The 20,179-nt window shown below is 74.9% G+C and carries 11 protein-coding genes and 1 pseudogene; 4 read left to right on the forward strand and 8 right to left on the reverse strand.

The genetic code is table 11. From position 1 onward, the window contains the following. Positions 1–158 precede the first annotated feature (158 nt). Positions 159–1,289 carry an acetate/propionate family kinase gene (locus tag IE271_RS23745; RefSeq protein ID WP_190192433.1) on the reverse strand — a complete coding sequence of 377 codons (1,131 nt, stop codon included), beginning with the start codon at positions 1,287–1,289 and terminating at the stop codon, positions 159–161. Between the two features lie 1,089 nt (positions 1,290–2,378). On the opposite strand from IE271_RS23745, the gene IE271_RS23750 reads away from it, so the two are divergent. The 4 genes from IE271_RS23750 to IE271_RS23765 all read left to right on the forward strand — a co-directional run bounded on the left by IE271_RS23750 (position 2,379) and on the right by IE271_RS23765 (position 12,162). Next, complete coding sequence (locus IE271_RS23750; protein ID WP_190192434.1) at positions 2,379–5,225, forward strand: helix-turn-helix transcriptional regulator; 2,847 nt, start codon at positions 2,379–2,381, stop codon at positions 5,223–5,225. A 304-nt stretch (positions 5,226–5,529) separates the two neighbouring features. Continuing rightward, entirely contained in the window at positions 5,530–8,127 is a 2,598-nt protein-coding gene (locus IE271_RS23755; RefSeq protein WP_190192435.1) for an AAA family ATPase, read from the forward strand. Positions 8,128–8,130: 3 nt separating this feature from the next. Continuing rightward, positions 8,131–10,899, forward strand: a complete 2,769-nt coding sequence (locus IE271_RS23760) for an AAA family ATPase (protein ID WP_190192436.1) — start codon at positions 8,131–8,133, stop codon at positions 10,897–10,899. A 570-nt stretch (positions 10,900–11,469) separates the two neighbouring features. After that, positions 11,470–12,162, forward strand: a complete 693-nt coding sequence (locus IE271_RS23765) for a helix-turn-helix transcriptional regulator (protein ID WP_190192437.1) — start codon at positions 11,470–11,472, stop codon at positions 12,160–12,162. Between the two features lie 232 nt (positions 12,163–12,394). Here IE271_RS23765 and IE271_RS23770 read toward each other — a convergent pair whose 3' ends face one another. The 7 genes and pseudogenes from IE271_RS23770 to IE271_RS23795 all read right to left on the reverse strand — a co-directional run bounded on the left by IE271_RS23770 (position 12,395) and on the right by IE271_RS23795 (position 19,834). After that, the gene (locus tag IE271_RS23770; RefSeq protein ID WP_190192438.1) at positions 12,395–13,246 is read right to left on the reverse strand and encodes an ABC transporter ATP-binding protein; all 852 of its coding nucleotides are present in this window, start codon (positions 13,244–13,246) and stop codon (positions 12,395–12,397) included. Beyond that, positions 13,243–14,295, reverse strand: coding sequence for a FecCD family ABC transporter permease (locus IE271_RS23775; protein WP_190192439.1), 1,053 nt, complete (start codon positions 14,293–14,295; stop codon positions 13,243–13,245). The genes IE271_RS23770 and IE271_RS23775 overlap by 4 nt, the downstream gene beginning before the upstream one ends. Further along, the gene (locus IE271_RS23780; protein WP_190192440.1) at positions 14,292–15,335 is read right to left on the reverse strand and encodes a FecCD family ABC transporter permease; all 1,044 of its coding nucleotides are present in this window, start codon (positions 15,333–15,335) and stop codon (positions 14,292–14,294) included. Before IE271_RS23780 ends, IE271_RS23775 begins: the two co-directional genes overlap by 4 nt. Then, positions 15,332–16,372 carry an iron-siderophore ABC transporter substrate-binding protein gene (locus IE271_RS23785; RefSeq protein WP_190192441.1) on the reverse strand — a complete coding sequence of 347 codons (1,041 nt, stop codon included), beginning with the start codon at positions 16,370–16,372 and terminating at the stop codon, positions 15,332–15,334. Before IE271_RS23785 ends, IE271_RS23780 begins: the two co-directional genes overlap by 4 nt. A gap of 319 nt (positions 16,373–16,691) precedes the next feature. Continuing rightward, positions 16,692–17,465, reverse strand: coding sequence for a helix-turn-helix domain-containing protein (locus IE271_RS23790; protein ID WP_190192442.1), 774 nt, complete (start codon positions 17,463–17,465; stop codon positions 16,692–16,694). Positions 17,466–18,049: 584 nt separating this feature from the next. Then, a pseudogene (locus IE271_RS42235) lies at positions 18,050–18,241 on the reverse strand (AAA family ATPase); the annotation flags it as partial. A gap of 192 nt (positions 18,242–18,433) precedes the next feature. Continuing rightward, entirely contained in the window at positions 18,434–19,834 is a 1,401-nt protein-coding gene (locus tag IE271_RS23795) for a hypothetical protein (RefSeq protein WP_229919521.1), read from the reverse strand. Between the last annotated feature and the right edge of the window lie 345 nt (positions 19,835–20,179).

A 20,179-nucleotide genomic window follows, 5' to 3' on the forward strand; every position in this document is an offset into this window, starting at 1 on the left:
TACCGGCCCGCGCTGGACGCGGGCGTCACGAGCCCGTACGCGCACCTGCGCCAGTACGTGGTGTCCACCGTCTCCGCCGCCGCTGTCGCCACCGTCTCCGGCGTCGCCGCTTTCGGTGCCGCCGGCGTGCCACACCGTCCGGGGTCCCGCCGCTCGGCTCACCGCGGGGACCCGCGCAGCAGGGCCCGGGTCTCGTGGTCGACCTGCTGGGTCTCCCCGGTGGGCACGACGACGACCGGGACGGCGGCGTCCGGGCCGCTGACGACCTCCGGGCGCCCCGGGCGGTCGCCGTCGGGCGTGCGCAGGCCGCCCGACAGGCCCAGCGCCGCGAGCCGGCCGCACACCTCTTCGCGCACCTCCGGCTGGTCCTCGCCGATCTCCCCGGTGAACACCAGGGCGTCGAGCCGGTCGAGGGACGCGGCCATCGCGGCGATGCCGCGGCGGCAGTGGTGGGTGAAGACGTCCAGGGCGAGGGCGGCGCGCTCGTCCCCCGCCGCCCGGTCGCGGACGAGGTCGCGGGTGTCGTCCGAGGTGCCGGACAGACCGAGGAGGCCGGAACGGTGGTTCAGGGCGTCGTCGACGTCGTCGGGGGAGAGGCGGTGGCGGGTCTGCAGCCAGGTGAGGGCGCCGGGGTCCACGCTGCCGCTGCGGTGGCTCATCACCAGGCCCTCCAACGGTGTGAACCCCATCGTGGTGTCGGCGCTGCGGCCGTCGCGCACCGCGCAGGCGGAGCAGCCGCCGCCGAGGTGGGCGATCACCACGTGGAGCCGTTCGGAAGGGCGCCCGAGGAGCTCCGCCGTCCGGGCGAGCGCCCAGGCGTAGGACAGGCCGTGGAAGCCGTAGCGGCGCAGTCCGTACTCCTCGCGCCAGACGGCCGGCACCGCGTACTCGCGGGCGGCGGCGGGCAGGCCGGTGTGGAACACGGTGTCGAAGCAGGCGGCGTGCGGGACGTCGGGCAGCAGCTCGCGGGCGGCGTCCAGCGCGGTCAGGGCGGGCGGCACGTGCAGCGGGGCCAGGTCGGCCGCCCGGTCCAGGTGCGCGCGGACACGGTCGTCCACCAGCGTGTGCCCGTGCAGTCCGGGGCCGCTGTGCACCACACGGTGGCCCACGGCCGCGGGCGGCGGGGTCTCCCGCAGCACCTGCCGCAGGAGGTCGGGCACGTCGTCGCCTGGGGCGGAGGAACTGTCGTGCCGGGCGAGGACGTTCCGGTCGTCGTCGAGGACGGTCAGGTGCAGGCTCGACGACCCCGCGTCGACGACCAGGACCGGACCGAGGTTCTCATCGGGCACGGTGTTCCTCTCTCGTGAGCCGTACGTCCGCCGGACGGGCCGGGTGCGCGCCGCGGCGCACGGTGTACCCCGGGCGGACCCGTGGAAACGGGGACCGCCGGACCGGGACGTCGGTGCCGGCGCAGGGGCGGTGCTGCTCGCGCAAGAACGGCGGCGCCCGTACCGGGACGGCGGTGCCCGCGCAGGGACGGCGGTGCCCGCGCAGGGACGGTGGTGCTCGTACGGAAGTGCCAGTGCCCGCACGAGGACGGTGTCATCGGCCGCCCGGCGGCGGACCCTAGGGAATTTCCCGTACCCCTTGCCCGACACTCTCCCAGTGCAGGATCCGAGAGCACCGGCCGGACGAGCCGTGTGACCCACGGCGGCGCCTCGGCGCCCCCGGCCACCGAGGTGATCGGACGCGGCGGTCGCCCGTGACTCCCCCCGGGGCGACCGCTCCCTGCGTGTCGTGTGCGGTCCGTTCCCGTGCCGTCGGCGCGGTGCACGGGCCGCACGACGGCGTCCCGCTCCGGCGCGTGCCAGCCGTCGAGGGGGCCGGGGCGGGCCGGCACGAGGACGCGGAGGACGGACGAGGGGGCGGCGGGAGAGTCCCCGATTTCGCACGGACGCGGGCGCGGGTGAACGGCGGACCGGGCTCCCGGACGATGCGCCGGCCGGACGGGGTACGGAAAGCCGTGAATGCGGGCGCGTCTGTGGCGCCCCTTGTCATGCACGGATCGGAAAAACCTTCAGTGCTCGCGGCGGATGCCGTCCGCCGGACGGAAATTCGGCATCCGGATCGTGCCGGTAAACGGATTTGCGGGCAACGCCGAAAGACCGCGCGGAAAACGGTGGGCGTTCCTCGCTTTCTTCGACGCGGGCCTTCCGGTGAGGGGGCGACGAGCCGCCCGGGCGCGCTCCTCGGAATGCGCTGTGCACTGATGATCATTCACGGGAGCGAACGGCGGAGCCTCGTCCGCGGTGCCACCGGCTCGTGCGAAGACCCCGGGGGGATCCACGGTCGTGCATATGATCTGACGCGCAAGTCTTGCAATGTCCCCCATGGTCCGCCGTTCCCTCCCGTCCGGCGGGCGAGCAACAGGAGTCGCGGTGGCCTTGCTCAGCGGTGCTGAGGCGGAGGGTGAGCCCCGGCTCGTCGGCCGGGACCTGGAACTGTCGCTCATCCACGAGCACCTGAGCTGCTCAGGGCGTGCGGTCCTGCTCCGCGGCACCGCGGGCATCGGCAAGACCCGCCTGATGCGGGCCGTGCTGACCGGACTGGCGGGGGACGCCCAGGTGCTGACCGCCAAGTGCGCCGAGAGCGGGTCCGGTCCCTACGGAACCGTCCGGGCGCTCTTCGGCGCGCTCGGCCTTCCCGCGCGGAGCGCCGAGGGCGCGGACGACGGCGCCGGCCACCCGCTGCTGCGCGGCAGCGCGCGCCTGGCGCTGCCCGCGCTCGCCCCGGACCGCACGCCCGACGGCGCCCCCGCCGACGGCTACGCCGTCATGCACGGCCTGTACTGGCTCACCGCCGGACTCGCCGCCGAGCGGCCCCTCGTCCTCGCCGTGGACGACCTGCAGTGGTGCGACGAGGCGTCGCTGCGGTGGCTCGGCTTCCTGCTGCGGCGCGCCGAGGACCTGCGCGTCGTCCTGCTGCTGACCCTGCGCACCGAGACCGGGCCGCCGCTGCCCGACGTCCTGGACGAGATGGCCGACGCCGCCGGCTGCCTCACCGTCGACGTCGAGCCGCTCCCGGAGAAGGCCGTCGGCGACCTGCTCACGGCCGCCCTCGGTACCGCGCCCGCGCCCGGCCTCGTCGCCACCTGCGCCGAACTGACCGGCGGCACACCGTTCCTGGTGCAGCTGATGGCCGACGGCATCAGGGAACTGTCCGCGCTGTCCGGCGTCGACCACGCCGCCGTCCTCGACGGCCTCGGCCACCGCGTCGTCGCCCGCCACCGGATCGACGGGCTGGCCCCCGACCGGCTCGCCGTGGCCCGGGCGGCCGCGGTCCTGGAGGGCCACGACATCGAGACCGTCGCGGCGCTCGCCGGCACCCGCCCCGGGCCGGCCTGCGGCGCCGTGGAGGACCTGCGCGCGGCCGGGCTGCTGCGCCCGGACTCGCTGGAGTACCGCCACGACCTCATCCGGGACGCCGTCCTGAACGCCACGCCCTACTCCGAGCGCACCGCCCTGCGCGCACGCGCGGCCGGGCTGCTCAACGACTCCGGACGGCCGACGGAGGAGGTCGCGGCCCAGCTCATGCTGTTGCCGGGCGTCCCGGAGCCGTGGATGGTCACCGTGCTGCGCGCGGCCGCCCTCGGCGCCGAGCAGCGCGGCGCCCCGGCCGCCGCCGCCCAGTACCTCGGCCGCGCCCTGCGCCACGCCCCCGACGACGTGGAACTGCTGTCGGTCTCCGCCCGGACGCTGGTCCACAGCGACCCCCGGGCCGCGCTGCGCCACCTCGAACACGCCCTCTCGCTGGACACCGACCCGCGCACCCGCTGCCTGCTCGTCCTGCAGTACGCGGTCACCTCGCTCGCCGCGCAGAACTCGCTGCGCGCCTTCGAACTCGTCGACCAGGCACTGGAGAGCACCGGCACCGAACTGGGCGACTCCCCGGCCGACCGGGCGCTGCGCACCCGTATGGAGGCGATGCTCCTCGTCTCCGGCCTCGACGAGAAGTCGACGCTGCGCCGGGTCGGCGAACGCTTCCGCGACCAGGCGCCGCCCCGCGGCGAGACCGCCGAGGAACGCCAGCAGCTGGGCATGCTGGCCGCGCTCCGCACCCTCCAGGGGCGGCCCGCCGCCGAGGTCGTGCCCGCCGCCGCGCACGTCCTGCGCGCCGGGGACGTGGGGCTCGGCGGCTGGGCGGTGCTCGGAGCCAGCGTCGCCCTCTACCTCGCCGACGAGATCGAACCGGTCGACACGGTGCTCACCACGCTGCTCGAACACGCCCGCGGCCGCGGCGAGGCCTGGACCGCCGCGCTCGTCGCCAGCACCCGCGCCCAGGTCCGCCTGTGGGCGGGCGACGTGGGGCAGTCGCTCTCCGACGGGCAGTTCTCCTTCGACGTGCTCATCCGGGAACTGCGGGTGCGGACGGCCGTCACCCCGTACTACTCCCTCGCCCTCCCCCTGGTGCACCGCGGCGAGGCGCACCGGGCGCAGGAGGTCCTCGATCTGGTCGCACGGCCCCGTCTCGACCAGTTCACCATCGAGCACCACAGCTACCTGATGGCCCGCGGCCGCGTCCGGGCCGCGCTCGGCGACCTCGAAGGGGCCCTGGAGCACCTGCTGCGCTGCGGGGAGAGCCTCGACGAGGCCGGCATCGCCCACCCGCTCTTCGCGCCCTGGTGGTTCGACGCCGGCCTGGCGTTCGCCGGACTCGGCCGCCCCGGCGAGGGTCTGGACGTGGCCGAACGCGTCGCCGCCTCCGTGGAGCGCTGGGGCACGGCCCGGGCGCGCGGCATGCTGACCCTCGTCCGCGGCGCCCTCACCCCCGGAGACGCCGGTGTCGAACTGCTCGGCGAGTCCGCCCGCGTCCTCGACGGCACCCCGGGCCGGCTCGAACACGCCCGCGCCGAGTACCTCCTCGGCCGGCGCCTGCTCGACCGCGGCGACACCGAGGGCGCCCGGGAGCGGCTGCGCCGGGCCATCGACCGGGCCGTGCTGTGCGGCGACCGGCTGCTGCTGAGCCGGGCGCGGCCGGCCCTCGCCGCCGCCGGCGGACGGCTGCGCCGCGGTACCGCCTCCCCCGTCGACTCCCTTAGCGGAAGCGAACGCCAGGTGGCCGAGCGGGCCGCGGGCGGGGCCACCAACCGGGAGATCGCCGAGGCCATGTTCCTCTCCCAGCGCACCGTCGAGTTCCATCTCACCAGCGTCTACCGCAAGCTCGGCATCCGTCGCAGGCAGGAGCTGACCGAGGCCCTCTCCGGCCTCCGGAATCAGGAATCCTGAACGCGGCCGTGGCATTTCGCGCGGCGCTCCGGCGTTTTCCCGGGAACGGCCGGATCGGCTCTCTCTGCGGCGGGTGCCCCGATCAACGCGTGTTGCGGAACGGCAACCTCAGAAAAAGCTCAGGGTTCGAGGCCGTGATCCGTCGCGGCGGGGGAAGCCGGGTAACGTCCGTCATCAGAGGAAGGGCAGGTCACCGGCTGTCGTCAGACGAGGGGTGCTGCATGGGCAACCGTCCGGATCGGTTCACGAGTCGTTCTCCGCGTCCTGTCCGCGGCACCCTGGAGCACCACCGCGGGAGGCGTTCGTGACCGTGGTTCCGGCACTGCCGTCCCACACCCTCATAGGGCGGGAGGACACCCTCGGCAGCCTCGAAGACCTCCTCGTCGGCCTGGAGCGCCACACCTCGGACCTCGCCCTCCTCACCGGCCCGGCCGGAGTGGGCCGCACCGCCCTGCTCGACCGGGCCGTCGCCCGGGCCCGCGCGGCCGGTACGGCCGTCGGCGTCGCCCGCTGCTCGCCCCGCGAGTCCCGCGTCCCCTACGCCGTCGTCACCCAGCTGATGGCCAGCCTGTGGCCCGCCTCCCGGATCGGCGCCCTCGCCGCGGCCGAGGGCGACGCGCAGTCGGCGGCCGCCGTCATGGTGCGGATGTGCGACACCCTGCTGTCGAGCTCGGTGGCCCGCCCGGTCCTGCTGGCCGTGGACGACCTGCACCTCGCCGACCCCGAGTCCCTGCGCTGGCTGGTCGACCTCTCCCGCCGCCTGCACCACGGCTCCGTCCTCGTGCTGGGCACCTCGCCGCTCCCGCTGCGCCAGCTCCTCGTCGCCGCCGGCGCCGAACTGCCCGACGGCCCCTGCCTCGTCCGCCCCCTGCGCGTCGACCCGCTGGACGCCGAGGACTCGCGCGCGCTGCTGAGCGCCCGCGCCGGCCGTCCGGTGCCGCCGTCCGCGCTGTCCGTCGACGCCGTCGCCGACGGGCACCCCGCCGTGCTGTGCGCGGTCGCCGACCGGATCGCGGCGCTCGGCCGGCCCCTGGAGGCCGACGACGTCCCCGGACTCGCCGCCGCCGGACGCGCGGCCTGGTCGGCCTGCGCCCTCTCCGCCGTCCGCGGCCTGCCCGACGACGCCGTACGGCTCCTGCGGGTGATCGCCGCGGCCGGGCGCACGCTCGACGCAGACCGGATCGCCGCGCTCGCCGGGCTGGCGGACACCGCCTTCGAGGACGCCGTCGCCGTCCTGCGCTCCTGCGGACTGCTCGCCGGGCACACCGGCACCCCCCGGCTGCGCCACGCCTGGTTCGCCGACGACGTCCTGGCCGGCCTGACCCGGGCCGAACGCGACGCCCTGCACGTCCGCGCGGCCGCCCTCCAGGGCGACAGCGGCCTCCGCATCGGCACCGTCGTCGACATGCTCGGCGCCGTCACCGGCCTCGTCCGCCCCCGCACCGCCTCCGGTCCCGGGGCCGGCCGGCCCGTGCGCGGCGCCGACAAGGCCACCACCGCCGCGCTCCGCCTGGCCCTGCGCGAACCCGTCCCCGACTCCGAACGCGTCCGGCTCCTGCTCCGGCTCGCCACCGCCGAGGCCGTCTCCGCCCCGCAGGCCAGCGACGGCCGGCTGCGCCAGGTACTGCTGCGGCACGCCACCGAGGAGACCTGGCCGGGCGTCCTGCGCGCCGCCGACCTCCTGCTCGCCCGGGGCGACGCCGACACCGCCCGCTGGGTCATCGCCGACGTCCACCAGCGCGCCCTGACCGGGATACCCGACCCGCTCCTGCGCCCGCTGCGCGCCCTCGGCCGGCTCGCGCAGAACGAGAAGGGCGGTCTGCCCCTCGTCGCCCCCGCCCCCTCCCACTCCGACCGCCCCGGGCACCCCGCCCAGGCCGCGGTCGCCGCCTGGTTCCTTGCCACCCGCGCCGAGGAGCGCGCCCGGGTCCTGGAGCTGGCCCGGCAGGTGTCGGCCGACCCCGAGGGCGTGCCCCTGATGTGCCGGCTGGCCGCGGCCCGCGCCCTGTCGTGCGCCGACGACGTCCCCGGCGCCGTCGCCGGTTTCGACGCCGTCGCCGCGGAGGCCCGGCGCAGCGGTGCCCGCGCCGTCGTCGCGCAGGTCCTGCTGTGCCACGCCGAGACCGCCGTACGGCTCGGACGGCCCGAGGAGGCCCTGCGCCACCTGGCCGAGGCCGTCCGGGAGCTGCCCCGCGCCTCCTGGCACTCCCTGCTGCTGCCCCGGCTCGCCGCCGCCGAGATCCTCGCCCTGCTGCGCTGCGGCCGCGTGGACGAGGCCCGGACCGCCGCCGAACGCGCCGCGCAGGCGCCCGCCGGGGAGGAGAGCGTCGCCACCGCCCACCTGCTGTACGCGCGCGCCGAACTGGCCCTGATCGACGAGGACGCCCCGCGCGCCCTGCTCCTGCTGGAGGAGTGCGGCCGGCTGCTGCGCTCCCGCCGCTGGCGCAACCCCGTGCTCATCCCCTGGCGGCACACCGCGGCCGTCGCCCAGCACCTGCTCGGCGCCTCCGGGACCGCCGGCGAGCTGCTGACCGAGGAGCACCGGATCGTCGAGCACTGGGGCACGGGCCGGGCCTTCACGGCCCTGCGCGCCCGTGTGCGCGAGACGCTCGCCGACCACGGCGTCGACCTTCCCGAGCCGGTGGACGCCGCCCGGCCCGCCGCCGCTTCCGGACCCGCCGCCACCGCCGGCGAAGCGTCCGCCGGCGACGTCCTGTCCGCGTCCGAGCGGCAGGTCGCCGACCTCGTGGCCGCCGGTCTCACCAACCGGGAGATCGCCGACCGGCTCGGCATGGCCACCCGCACGGTCGAGCTCCGGCTGACCAAGACCTACCGCAGACTCGGCGTCAGGGGCCGGGCGGCCCTGGTGGCCCATGTCCTGGCCGGGCGGGAGAGCGCCTGACCCATGCTGCTGGAGCGCGAGGAGGAGCAGGTCGTCCTGAACGAGGCGGTCGCCGAGGCGCGGTCGGGCTCCGGCGCCCTGGTCCTCGTCGACGGCGAGGCGGGCACCGGCACCACCGCCCTGCTCCAGCGGCTGGCCGACGTGGCGGGTGACCGCGGCGCCCTCGTCCTGCGCTCCGCCGGGACCGCCACCGAACGGTCCGTCCCCTTCGGCGTCGTACGCCAGCTGATCCTGCAACTGGCCGCCGAGCCCGGGGTCGCCGTCCCGCCCGTCGCCCACCCCGTGCTCGCCGCCGTGGCCGACCCGCGGGCCGCCGCGAGAGGTCCCGCCGCCTTCGCCGACACCCTGCACCGGCTCCACATCCTGTTCGCCGCGACCGCCGCCGAACGCACCGTGGCGCTCCTGGTGGACGACCTGCGCTGGGCCGACGAGGCCTCCCTGCACGCGCTGGCCCACCTCGCCGCACGCCTCGACGGCATGCCCGTACTGATCGCCGTGGTCCGCAAGGGCGGCCTCGGCGCACCCGATCCACTGGTCCGTGAGATCGCCGACCGCGCCACCCACCGCGTCCGCGCCCGGCCGCTGACCCGGCACGCCACGGCCCGGTTGGTGGAGAACCGTTTCGGCGCCGACTGCCCCGCTGAGTTCGCCCGGACCTGCCACGAGGTCACCGGTGGCCGGCCCAAGGACCTGAGGGTGCTCGCCGACCGGGCCCGGCTGCGCCGCCTGGGCGCTCCGCACTGGCGCACCCGGGACCTGCGCGAACTGGGCGAGTCACTGTGCCGGGAGAGGCTGCTGCTGGCGCTGCGCAGGGAACCGGTGCTCGACGCCTACGCCAAGGCCGCCGCCGTCCTCGGGCCGGGCGCCGACCGCGAGCTCGTGGCCCGGCTGGCCGGACTCAGCGAGGAGGAGTGCGACCACGCCCGCGCGTCCCTGGCCGCCCTCTGGCCCGCGGGCGCGGGGGGAGCGGACGGCGTACCGGACATCGGCGGGGTCGTCCTGCGCGCCATGAGCGCCGAGGAGAGCTCCCACTGGTACCGGGAGGCGTCCGTCCTGCTGGAGGAGAGCGGCGCGGGCCCCGAGGAGGCCGTCGCCCCCCTGCTCCACGTCGACCGGATCGGCGACCCCTGGGAGATCCACCAGCTGCGCGCCGCCGCCGCGGCCGCCCGCCGGCGCGGCGCCCCCGACGACGCCGTGCGCTACCTGGGCCGGGCCCTCGCCGACGTGCCCGCCGACGGACCGGTCCGCGCGGAGCTGCTCTTCGAACTCGGCACGATCGAACTCGACTCGGGCGCGCCCTCGGCCCGCCGCCACCTGGCGCAGGCCGCCCGCCTCATGCCGCGGCCCGGGCGGCGGGCCGAGATGGTGGCGAGCGTGCCGATGCGCACCGTCGCCGGCGACCCCGAACTGGTCGGGCTCGTGCGGGAGACCGCCGCCGCGCTGGGCACCCCGCCCGAGGAGGACCGGCAGGGCGGCTGGCTCGCGATGCGCCTGGAGGCGCGGGTCCGCTACGTCGGCCTCGACGACCACGCGACCGTCGTCTCGGCCGCGCGGCGCCTGCGGGAACTGGGCGAACTCCACGGCGACGTCTCCGAGGCCGAGCGGGAACTCCGTACCGTGCTGCTGTTCTGCGCCGCGATGCACGGGCGCACCGGTCACCGGGACGTCGTCCGGATGGCCCGTCAGGTGCTCGACCACGAGCCCGCGCACTCCTGCCTGCACGGCCCCGCGCTCGAACTCGTGCCCCCGGTGCTGTGCATCGCGGAGGCCCCGCAGGCCGCGGCCTCCTGGCTCGGCGCCGCGCGCCTGTACGCGGCCCGCGAGGGGACCCCGGCCCAGCGGGCCCGGGTCGAGGCGCAGTGGGGACTGGTCCTGCTCGCCCGGGGCGAGGCCGCCGCGGCCCGCGCGTGCGCGCTGCGCGCCGCCGCGCTGACCGCCGGGGAACCGTCCGAGGACCGGCTGCTGCCCACCCTCACCCTGGGCCGGATCGCCACCGACCTCGACGACGAGGAGCTGGCCGGACAGGTCGACATCGATGTCGAGGGCCCCGGCGCCGACGTGCGGCTGTTCGCCCTGGACCGCACGCTGCGCGGGATCAGGGCCGAGGCGCGGGGCGATCTGACGGTCGCGCTCACCCGGTACCTCGACTGCGGGCGGGCGCTGGAGCGGGCCGGCTGGTTCAACCCCTGGCTGTTCCGCTGGCAGGTGCGGGCGGCCCGGCTCCAGTACCGGCTGGGCATGACCGCCCGCGCGCAGGAGACGGCCGAGCAGTACCAGGAACGCGCCGTGGCCTGGGGAACGCCCAGCGGAGTGGGGCGCGCCCTGAGACTGCGCGGCGAGCTGACCGAGGGCCCGCACGGCACGGCGCTGCTGCGGGAGGCCGTCGACGCCCTCGACGCCGCGGGCAGCCGCCTCGATCTCGCCCATGCCCTGATCGCACTCGGACAGCGGCTGCAGGGCACCTCGGACGCCGAGGGCGAGCGGCTCGCGGGCCGCGGGCGGCTGCTGCTGGCCGAGGCGCGCTCCGCCCCCGCCGACGCGGGATTCGCCGCACGGCCCGCGCGGGCGGTGGCGGCCGGTCTCACCCCCGCCGAGACGAAAGTCGCGCAGCGGGCCGCCCGGGGGCTGAGCAATCGGGACATCGCCGATGAACTGGAAATCAGTGTGCGCGCGGTGGAAAGGCACCTGACGAGTTCGTACCGGAAATTCGGGATAGCGGGCCGCGAGGGGCTCGCCCGTATGCTCGAACCCGATACGGCGGCGGACAGCTGAATAACTTCGGCCGCCGGCCGCAGACCACCGGCCGCCGGCCCCTGTATCCATGGCCGGAGCATTCCGCGGGATACGCCCGGTCGTCCTGCGTTCCCCCTCCATTCCCCTTTCCGTTTCTCGGGTGCGAGGGTTGCTCCGCGGGGCCCGACGACGGGGACCGGAAGGGCATGCGGAACGCTGCGCGCGAGGGCGATGGGGCCCGTGCGGGCGGTCGACCGGCCGAACCGGCCGCGCCCACCTGAGGGAACGATGCCCGAACGGGCGGTGCGGATGCCCTCTTCGTGCCCGGATCGCGGATACGGGGCGGAATCCGGATCGGGACCGGAAACAGTGGGGAACGAGTCCGTGGAATGGCGCACCGCAAGTACCGCAACGCCGACCGAACCATGCCCCGCGGGTACCGCAGTCTTAACCGCAAAAGGTCTGGTGGATACCTGGAAGCCTTGACTTGACTTTTCAACGAATGGCAATCTCTGGGGCGTGAAGAGGCGTACCGATCGTCTCCCCGCATCACCCCCCTCCGAAGAAGCGCCTCTGAGGCTCGACTCAGAGAAAGAGTGGCCCACCCCCATGAAGAATGCAGGCCCCGACTCTGCTGAGATAATTCCCGGTGCTTCCCGCGATTGGGCGTCCGATTCCTATCGCGACAGCTACTGGGCGCTTTTCCAGCAGTCCTTCGTGTGCATGGCCAACCTGGACCTCGAGTTCCGCATCCTCGACGCCAACCAGTCGTTCATCCACCGGTTCGGTTCGAGTCCCGGCCGGGTGGCCGGGAAGAACTTCTGCGAGTTCCTCCACCCCAGCGTGCAGATGAAGCTGCGCAACGAACTGACACGCCTGGCCGACGGCCAGAGCCCCCGCTTCGCCGGTCACATGGTCGCCGTCGACTCCAAGGACGCCGTCTTCCTCGGAGAGATGACGGGCATCGCCGTGCGCAGCAGCACGGGTCGCGTCAACCGCATCCTGGTGCTGGTCGACCCCGAGGAGTCGGAGAGCAGTCCCCGGATCGTCAGCACCCGCCGCAAGCTGTTCAGCCCCATGCACGCCCGCATCCTGGAGGGCGTGGCGGCCGGCGAGTCCACGGTGCAACTGGCCACGAAGCTCTTCCTCAGCCGCGGGGGAGTGGAGTACCACGTCTCCTCGCTGCTGCGGAAGATGAAGGTGACCAACAGGCCCGCGCTGATCTCGAAGAGCTACTCCATGGGCGTCTTCACCGTGGGGCAGTGGCCGCCCCGGGTGCGCCCGGAGTTCGTCTCCGAGTGACGCGCGCCCGACCGGCGGCCCTGCCGGCGGGCAGGAAGCGACCGCCCGGCAGGACCTGCCCGCGGGAAGCGGACGAGCCGTACGGCGGTCGCGGCCTGCGGGGCGGGACGACGGGCCGGCCGCCGGTTCGGCAGAGAGCCGGCGGCCGGTCCCGTACGGGAGACGATTCCGTACGGGAGGCCGGTTCCGTACGGAACGGCGGGCGGGCGCTCCGCCGGGCGGGCCGCCCGCGCTACCGGTGCGCCTCCTCGGCCGGAGTCCGCGCGGTCGTCGCGCCGGCCCGCGGCCGGACGTGGTGGCGGCCGATCGGGAGCATCAGGGGACGGCCCGAGACCGGGTCCTCGATGATGTGGCTCTCCAGGCCGAACACGGTGCGGACGGTGTCCTCCGTCAGCACCTCCTGCGGGGTCCCGGCCGCGTGCAGCCGCCCCTGCGCGAGGGCGACGATGTGGTCCGCGTACCGGGCGGCGAGATTGAGGTCGTGCAGGACCATGACGATGGTGGTGCCGCGCGCCCGGTTGAGGTCGGTCAGCAGGTCCAGGACCTCGACCTGGTGGCTGGCGTCGAGGTAGGTGGTGGGCTCGTCGAGCAGCAGCAGGTCGGTCTGCTGGGCGAGCGCCATCGCGATCCACACCCGCTGGCGCTGGCCGCCGGAGAGCTCGTCCACGGAGCGGTCGGCGAGCGCCGCCGTGTCCGTGGCGTCCAGGGCGGCGGCCACGGCCTCGTCGTCCTTCTCGTTCCAGCGGGCGAAGAGGCCCTGGTGGGGGTGGCGGCCGCGGCCGACGAGGTCGGCGACGGTGATGCCCTCGGGGGCGACCGGCGACTGGGGCAGCAGCCCGAGGGTGCGGGCCAGCTCCTTCGCGGGCAGGCGGTGCACCTCCTTGCCGTCCAGGACGACGCGCCCCTCGCGCGGGGCGAGCAGACGCGACATCGAGCGCAGGAGCGTCGACTTGCCGCAGGCGTTCGCGCCGACGACGGCCGTGACCCGGCCAGGCGGGACGACCAGGTCGAGGGAGTCGACGACGGTGCGGTCGCCGTAGCCGAGGGTGAGCCGCTCGGCCGCCAGGGAGTGGGACGTGGTCACAGGGAGCCTCCCGCCCGGTTGGTGCGGATGATCAGGTGGATGAGGTAGGGCGCGCCGAGGACGCCGGTGACGACGCCGACCGGGTACCGGGTGCCGAAGGCGTACTGGCCGGTGAAGTCGGCGACGAGCACCAGCAGGGAGCCGACGAGCCCGGCGGGCACGAGCAGGGAGGTGCCCGGTCCCACGATCCGGGCCGCGATGGGACCGGAGAGGAAGGCCACGAACGCGATCGGGCCGCAGGCCGCGGTCGCGAAGGCGATCAGCCCCACGGCGGCGACGATGACCGTGACGCGGGTGCGCTCCACACGGACGCCGAGGGCGGACGCGGTGTCGTCGCCGAGCTGCAGCGCGGCGAGGTTGCGCCGCTGCGACAGCAGTAGGGGGGCCAGCACGGCCAGGGCGAGGGCGGCGGGCACCACCTGGTCCCAGGTCGTGCCGTTGAGGCTGCCGGTCAGCCAGCGCATCGCCTCCTGGAAGTCCCACTCGGCGGCCTGGGACATCACGTAGGAGATGACACTGTCGAGCATGGCGGAGATCCCGATGCCGATCAGGATCAGCCGGGTGCCGACCACACCGTCCTTGAACGCCAGGAAGTACACCAGCAGGGCCACACCGAGGCCGGCGGCGATCGCGACGGCCGACACCGTCGTCTCGCCGAGGGAGAACGACACGATCGCGATGGCCGCCGCGGCGCTCGCGCCGGAGCTGATGCCGATGACGTCCGGACTGGCGAGCGGGTTGCGCAGCATCGTCTGGAAGGTGACGCCGGCCAGGCCGAAGCTGAAGCCCGCCACCACGGCGAGCACCGCCCGCGGCAGCCGCAGCCGGCCGACGGTGAAGGACGCCCCCGGCACCTGCTCGCCGAACACCACCCGGAGCACGTCGTCGAACGGGTAGAAGGTCTGCCCGAACATCAGGGACACGACGAAGCCGGCGACGACGAGGACGGCCAGCGCCAGGACGACCAGACGCCGCCGGGACGCGCGGCGGACGCGCCCGCGCGCGACGGCCTCGACCGTCGACGGGCGGGTGACGACGTGGGCACTCACAGGGCACGCACCTTCTGCCTGCGGACGATGTAGATGAAGAACGGGCCGCCGATCAGCGCGGTGACGATGCCCACGTCGATCTCCGCGGGGCGCGCCACGACCCGCCCGACCACGTCGGCGGCGGTCAGCAGCGAGCCGCCGAGGAGCGCCGAGAACGGCAGCAGCCAGCGGTGGTCCACGCCCACCAGCAGACGGCAGGCGTGCGGCACGACGAGCCCGACGAAGCCGATCGGCCCGGCGATCGCGGTCGACGCCCCGCACAGGACGACGGCGCCGAGCGCGGCCGTGGCCCGTACGAGGGCGACGCGCTCGCCGAGTCCGGCCGCGAGCTCGTCGCCCAGCGCGAGGGAGTTGAGCGCCCGCGCCGACAGCAGGCAGACGGCGAAGCCCACCAGCAGGAAGGGCAGCACCTGCCCGATGCGCTCGAAGGACGCCCCGCCGACGCCGCCGATCTGCCAGAGCTTGAAGCTGCCGGTGACGTCGTTGCGGGGGAGGATGACGGCGGTGACGAGCGAGGCGAACGCCGCCGACGTGGCGGCGCCGGCGAGCGCGAGCTTCAGGGGCGTGGCGCCCCCGCGCCCGAGCGAGCCGACCGTGTGGACGAACGCGGCCGAGAGCGCGGCGCCCGCCAGCGCGACCCAGATGTACCCGGTCGGCGAGGTGAGACCGAAGAACGCGACCGCCGTGACGACGGCGAGCGACGCCCCCATGTTGACGCCGAGGACGCCCGGGTCGGCCAGCGGGTTGCGGGTCACGCCCTGCATGACACCGCCGGCCAGGCCGAGCGACGCGCCGACGAGCACCGCGAGCACCGTGCGGGGGATGCGCTTCGTGGCCGCCGCCTCCTCCAGGGTCCCGTCCGAGCCGCCGAGGGCCGCCCACACGTCGGACCAGGCGACGCTGCGCGAGCCGAGGGCGACGGAGGCCACCATGATCGCGGCCAGGACCAGCAGGGCCGCGAGGAGCCACAGGGTCCGGACACGGGCCGGACGCCGCACCACGGCGGCGTCCGGCACTGCTGGGGTTCGTACTGTCGTCACTTGACCTTGTCCGCGGCCTTGGCGAGCGAGGCGACGTAGTCCTCCAGCACCCAGGAGATCGACAGGGGCGTCGGGTTCGCCGCGGTCGCCTCGGGGCCGGAGCCGGACAGGAAGGCCGTGGAGCCGCGCTCGACGGCGGGGAGCTTCGACACCAGCGGGTCCTCCTCGAGCGTCTTGACCAGCTCGCCCTTCTCGTCCCCGTACCCGGTGATGATGTCGACGTCGTTGAACACGTCGATCTGCTCCGCGCTCTGCGTGCCGGAGAACTTCTCCGAGTCCTCGGAGAGGTTCTCGATGCTGTCCGGGATCTTCAGACCGAGGTCCTCGAAGAACAGCGTGCGGGTGTCGTGCGCGGTGTAGAAGCCGACCTTGCTCACGTCACCGGGGTCGATGTGCGTCATGAACATCGCCGACTTGCCCTTGAGCGAGGGGTACTTCGCGACGGTGTCCTCGATCTCGCCCTCGAGGTCGGCGATCAGCTCGTCGCCCTCGTCGGCGAGGCCGATCGCCTTGCTGTTCATCCGGATGATGTCGCGCCACGGGGTCGCCCATGCGGCGTCCGGGTACGCCACCACCGGCGCGATCTCGCTCAGGGTGTCGTAGTCCTGCTGGGTCAGGCCCGAGTACGCGGCCAGGATGACGTCCGGCTTCGTGTCGGCGACCGCCTCGAAGTCGATGCCGTCGGTTTCGTCGAACAGGACGGGCGTGTCGGCCTTGAGCTCCTTCAGCCGCTTCTCGGTCCAGGGCAGGACCCCGTCGCCGTCGTCGTCGCCGAAGTTCGCCTTGGCCATGCCGACCGGCACGACGCCGAGCGCCAGCGGCACCTCGTCGTTGGCCCAGTTGACGGTGGCCACACGCTTGGGCTTCGACGCGATGGTGGTCTTGCCGAGGGCGTGCTCGACCGTCATGGGGAACGCGCCGGAACCGCTGCTCTTCGCCTCGGCGGCGTCGTCGGTGTCGGTCTGCCCGCCGCAGGCGGACAGACCCAGCAGGGCCACGGCCGCCACGGCGAGCGACCTGAGGCGATATGAACGCATGATTTCGTACTCCACTGTCCGGATGTCAGGGGTGCCGGTCCTCGCACGCCTGGGTGTGGGGAATGCCGTCGTGGAGCGGTGCACCGTACTGACGCAAGCCGGTTAGGTAAGGCTTGCCTTTGGTGGACTCTAAGGGAGGGGGGTCGGTGTCGCAATCGATCCTTTGAGACAGCGGATGTCGCGATCGGGACAGGAGGCATCGTACGGTGAAGCGGCACACGCCCTCAGAAGGACCGGAATCCGCCGCGAACGCTTCCAAGAGGCCCGGAATCGGGCGCGGACGCTCCTCGGGAGGCCCGGAATCCGGTCCGGACGCCTCTCAGCAGGCCCGGAACATGCCAGGAGTGAGCCCCGTCGTACGCCGGAACGCGACGCCGAACGCGCTCGCCGAGCGGTAGCCGACCCGCTCCGCGACGGTCTCGACGTCCCAGCCCCGGGTGAGCAGGCCGACCGCGTGCTGCGCGCGGACCGCCGCGATCCAGCGCGCGAAGCTGGTGCCCGTCTCGGCGTTGAAAGCGCGTGTGATCGTACGTGGACTCACACCGAGTTCACCCGCCCAGTCGGTCAGCGTCCGCTGGTCCCCCGGGTTCTCCCGCACCGCCTCGGCGATCGGGCGCAGCAGGCCGGAGGTGGGGGCGTGCACGAGCAGCTCGCGGGGCGAGGGCTCCAGCACGTCGAGCACCATCGCCTCGGTCGTCCTCCGCGAACCGGGGGAGAGGCCGGAATCGCCGAGCCGTTCGAGCAGCAGCCTCAGGAGCGGGGTGATCTCGACGGCGACGGGGGTGTCGGAGATCGAGGTCGTGGTGGCGAACCCGAAGAAGCTCCCGCGCATCCACGTGCCGGCGATCGCCGAACCGGAGTGCAGCGTGCCCGCGGGCATCCACAGCCCGAACGCCGGTGTGATCGTCCAGACCCGGGCGCCGACCACGGCCGTGGAGGCGCCACGCGCGTTCCAGAGCAGCTCGTGGAAGGGGTGGGAGTGGTCGTTCCAGGTGGTGTCGCGGGTGAAGACCTCGTCGTAGCCGACGATGGTGAAGGGTGTGTCCACCGACTCCGGCGCGAGCACGGGCAGGGAGCGGGTCTCCGCGGTCATCCGCGCACTCCGCCGGTACGGGAGCCGGCGACCGCGGCGGGACCGGGACAGCGGGTGGTCGCCGTGTCGGCGGGACCGGGACAGTGGGCGGCCGCTGTGGTGTCAGGACAGTGGGGGAGCGTCGTGGTGTCGGGACAGTGGGGGAGCGTCGTGCCGCCGGAGCGACGGGCGTCCACCGCGCCGCCGGGTCCACGGGCAGCAGCCGTGCTGCCGGGACAGCGGGGGAGCGTCGTGCCGCCGGAATCGGGACCGGGCCCTGGGCCGGTGCGGGGACTCGGCGCGGGGCCGTCGCCGGGACCGGCCGGGGCGTTCGGCTCGGGGGCGGCGCCCATGGCCCGCGCGCGGACGCGGCCGGCGGCGCGGGGACGGGAGACGGGTCGCATGTCCTCACCTTAAGCGGTGCCGTACGGCCGTCCCGGCCGGCGCGGTCCCGGCGGTCCCGGTGGCTGCGGCGGTCTACCCGACGTCCACCACCCGTGCCCAGCCGTGCGCGCCGTCCGGCCCCAGGTCCCACTCGCGCTCCAGCCCGTCGGCGCCGCTGCCGAAGTCCAGCCAGACCATGCCCTGCGTGTGCGGGCCCAATTGCCCGGCTGGCCCCACAGGAGTACGGGCAGGTCGGCGGCGACGGCCGGGGCCAGCGCCTCCAGTTGTACGTCGGCGCGCGGTTCGGTGGTGGTGGCGCGCAGCAGGCGCAGGAGTTCACCGGCTACGTCGAGCTGGGAGGCGCGGGCCGGGCCGGAGGCGCCGGTGGCGGTGGACGGTGTGTTCGAGGGCATGTCTGATCACCTGTGGGTTCGTGGTCGGCCGGGCAGGCGCGACGGGGCGGTGCGACGGGCCGGTACGGAAGACCGGTGCGGCGGATCGGTACGGCGGATCGGTGTGACGATTCGGCGCGACGGCCGGTGTGAAGGGGACTCAGGTCCGGGAGACGGTGTGAGGGCGTGCGCCCCGGAAGACGGTGTGCGGGTTCAAGGGCGGTGGAGAGTGGCGTGCCGCGGGTGCGGACGATGGCCGCGTGGACGCTCCGGCCCCGGCAGGCTGCGGCCGGACGCGGGCGCGGGCTCGGCCAGACCGGCCCGGAACAGCCCGTACGTGACGCGCCGTCGCGCGGCCGCCTCCAGCGCGTCCCGCAAGGCGCCGTCGCGCAGCAGCGCGCCGGGGCCCAGCAGGTCCTCCACGACGGCGAGCGCACCGGCCACGTCGCCGTGGCCGAGGCGTTCGCGGATGCCGGCGAGGTCGTCCGGCCTGCGGTGCGCCCGGTCGATGACCTGGAGGCAGGGCAGCGGAGTGCCGGTCAGCGCGGCCAGCAGCTCCTCCCGCCGGATCTCGGCCGGGTCGTGGTCCAACGGGGTCAGCACCCCGTCGACCAGGCCGACCCGGTGCCGGGCTCCCCGGCACTCCACCAGGCGCGCCGACGGCGTCCGGTCCGGCGCACGGTACGGTCCGGCCGCCCCGTGACCCGGTACGAGTGCCGAGGCGACCAGCGGATGCAGCCGGTCGGCCGTGAGCGAACCGGTGCGCAGCAGCTCCAGGTCGGGCAGCACCCAGGTCGCCGCGTCGGGCAGCACCGGCAGCGCGGAGGCGCGGCCGTTCCCGGGCGCGTCCGCGACGCGCAGGGCGGACGTTCCGAGGTCTTCATCGTCGCCGGACCCGCACGCGCGCCCGGACCCGGACCCGCACTCGGCTATGGACCCGCACCCGCACCCGGACCCGCACCCGCACCCGGATACGGACCCGCACCCGGATACGGACCCGCCGTCCCCGTTCCGGTCCGCGTCCGCGAGCAGTTCCAGCACCAGCCGGTGCCTGCCGCCGAACCGCACGGTGAAGGCGCCGGCGGACCGCCCCTCGGCGCGGAGCAGGATCCGTGCCTCGGCCGCCCACCGGTCGACGGCGCAACTCCGCCCCGGTGGCAACGACTCCAGCAGGTTCCGGTACGGCTCGGGACCGCGACCACCGGCGGACGCCCCGCCAGCCCCCGCGGCTCTCCCGGCCCCGTCGAGCCGATCGGCCGGATCGAGCCGACTGACCGGGCCGAGCCGACCGACGGGGCCGAGCCGGTCGGCCCCGCACCGCACCCGCAGCTCGTCGGCCCTGTGCGCGTCCCACAGGTGGCGGTGCAGGTCGAGGCGGAAGCGCCGGTCGGGACGGGGATGCGGATGCCGGCAGGCGCCCGCCTCGTCCCCGGAGGCGCCGCGGGAGCCGTCCCACAGCGCGAGGCTGATGCGCTGGCCGGCGTCCGCCCAGGCGGGCGCGGTCCGCACCACGAGGTGCACGGGGCGTTCGCGGCCGTGTCCCGCGGTGTCGTACCGGGCCAGGGCGAGGGTGAGTCCCGGGCGCAGCCACCCGTCGGGGGCGATCCTCGGCATGTGCCAGCGCAGCAGGTCGGGAGCCAGTCGGCGCAGATCGGCCCGGACCCGGTCGGCGAGCGCCCGGCCGTGTGCGCGCCACGGAGCGCAGGTCGAGGTCGACGTCGACGCCCGCGGCGGCGCACGCCCCGGCCCAGTCCCCGGCGAGGCGGCGGGCGGTCGCGGTTTCGATCATGGAGGGCGGCACGGCGTACTCACGCACGCGCAGCCAGAAGGAGAGGCGGGAGTCCCCGTCCGTGAGGTGAGTGGCCATCAGCACTCACCTTGCGTGGACGGGACCCCCAATCTGCGGAGAGATCGAGTAGTCATCGCGGCGACCGTAGCGGCCCCCGCTCCGGCCTTCCA

The sequence above is a fragment of the Streptomyces minutiscleroticus genome (assembly GCF_014650875.1).
In the GTDB taxonomy this organism is placed as follows: domain Bacteria; phylum Actinomycetota; class Actinomycetes; order Streptomycetales; family Streptomycetaceae; genus Streptomyces; species Streptomyces minutiscleroticus.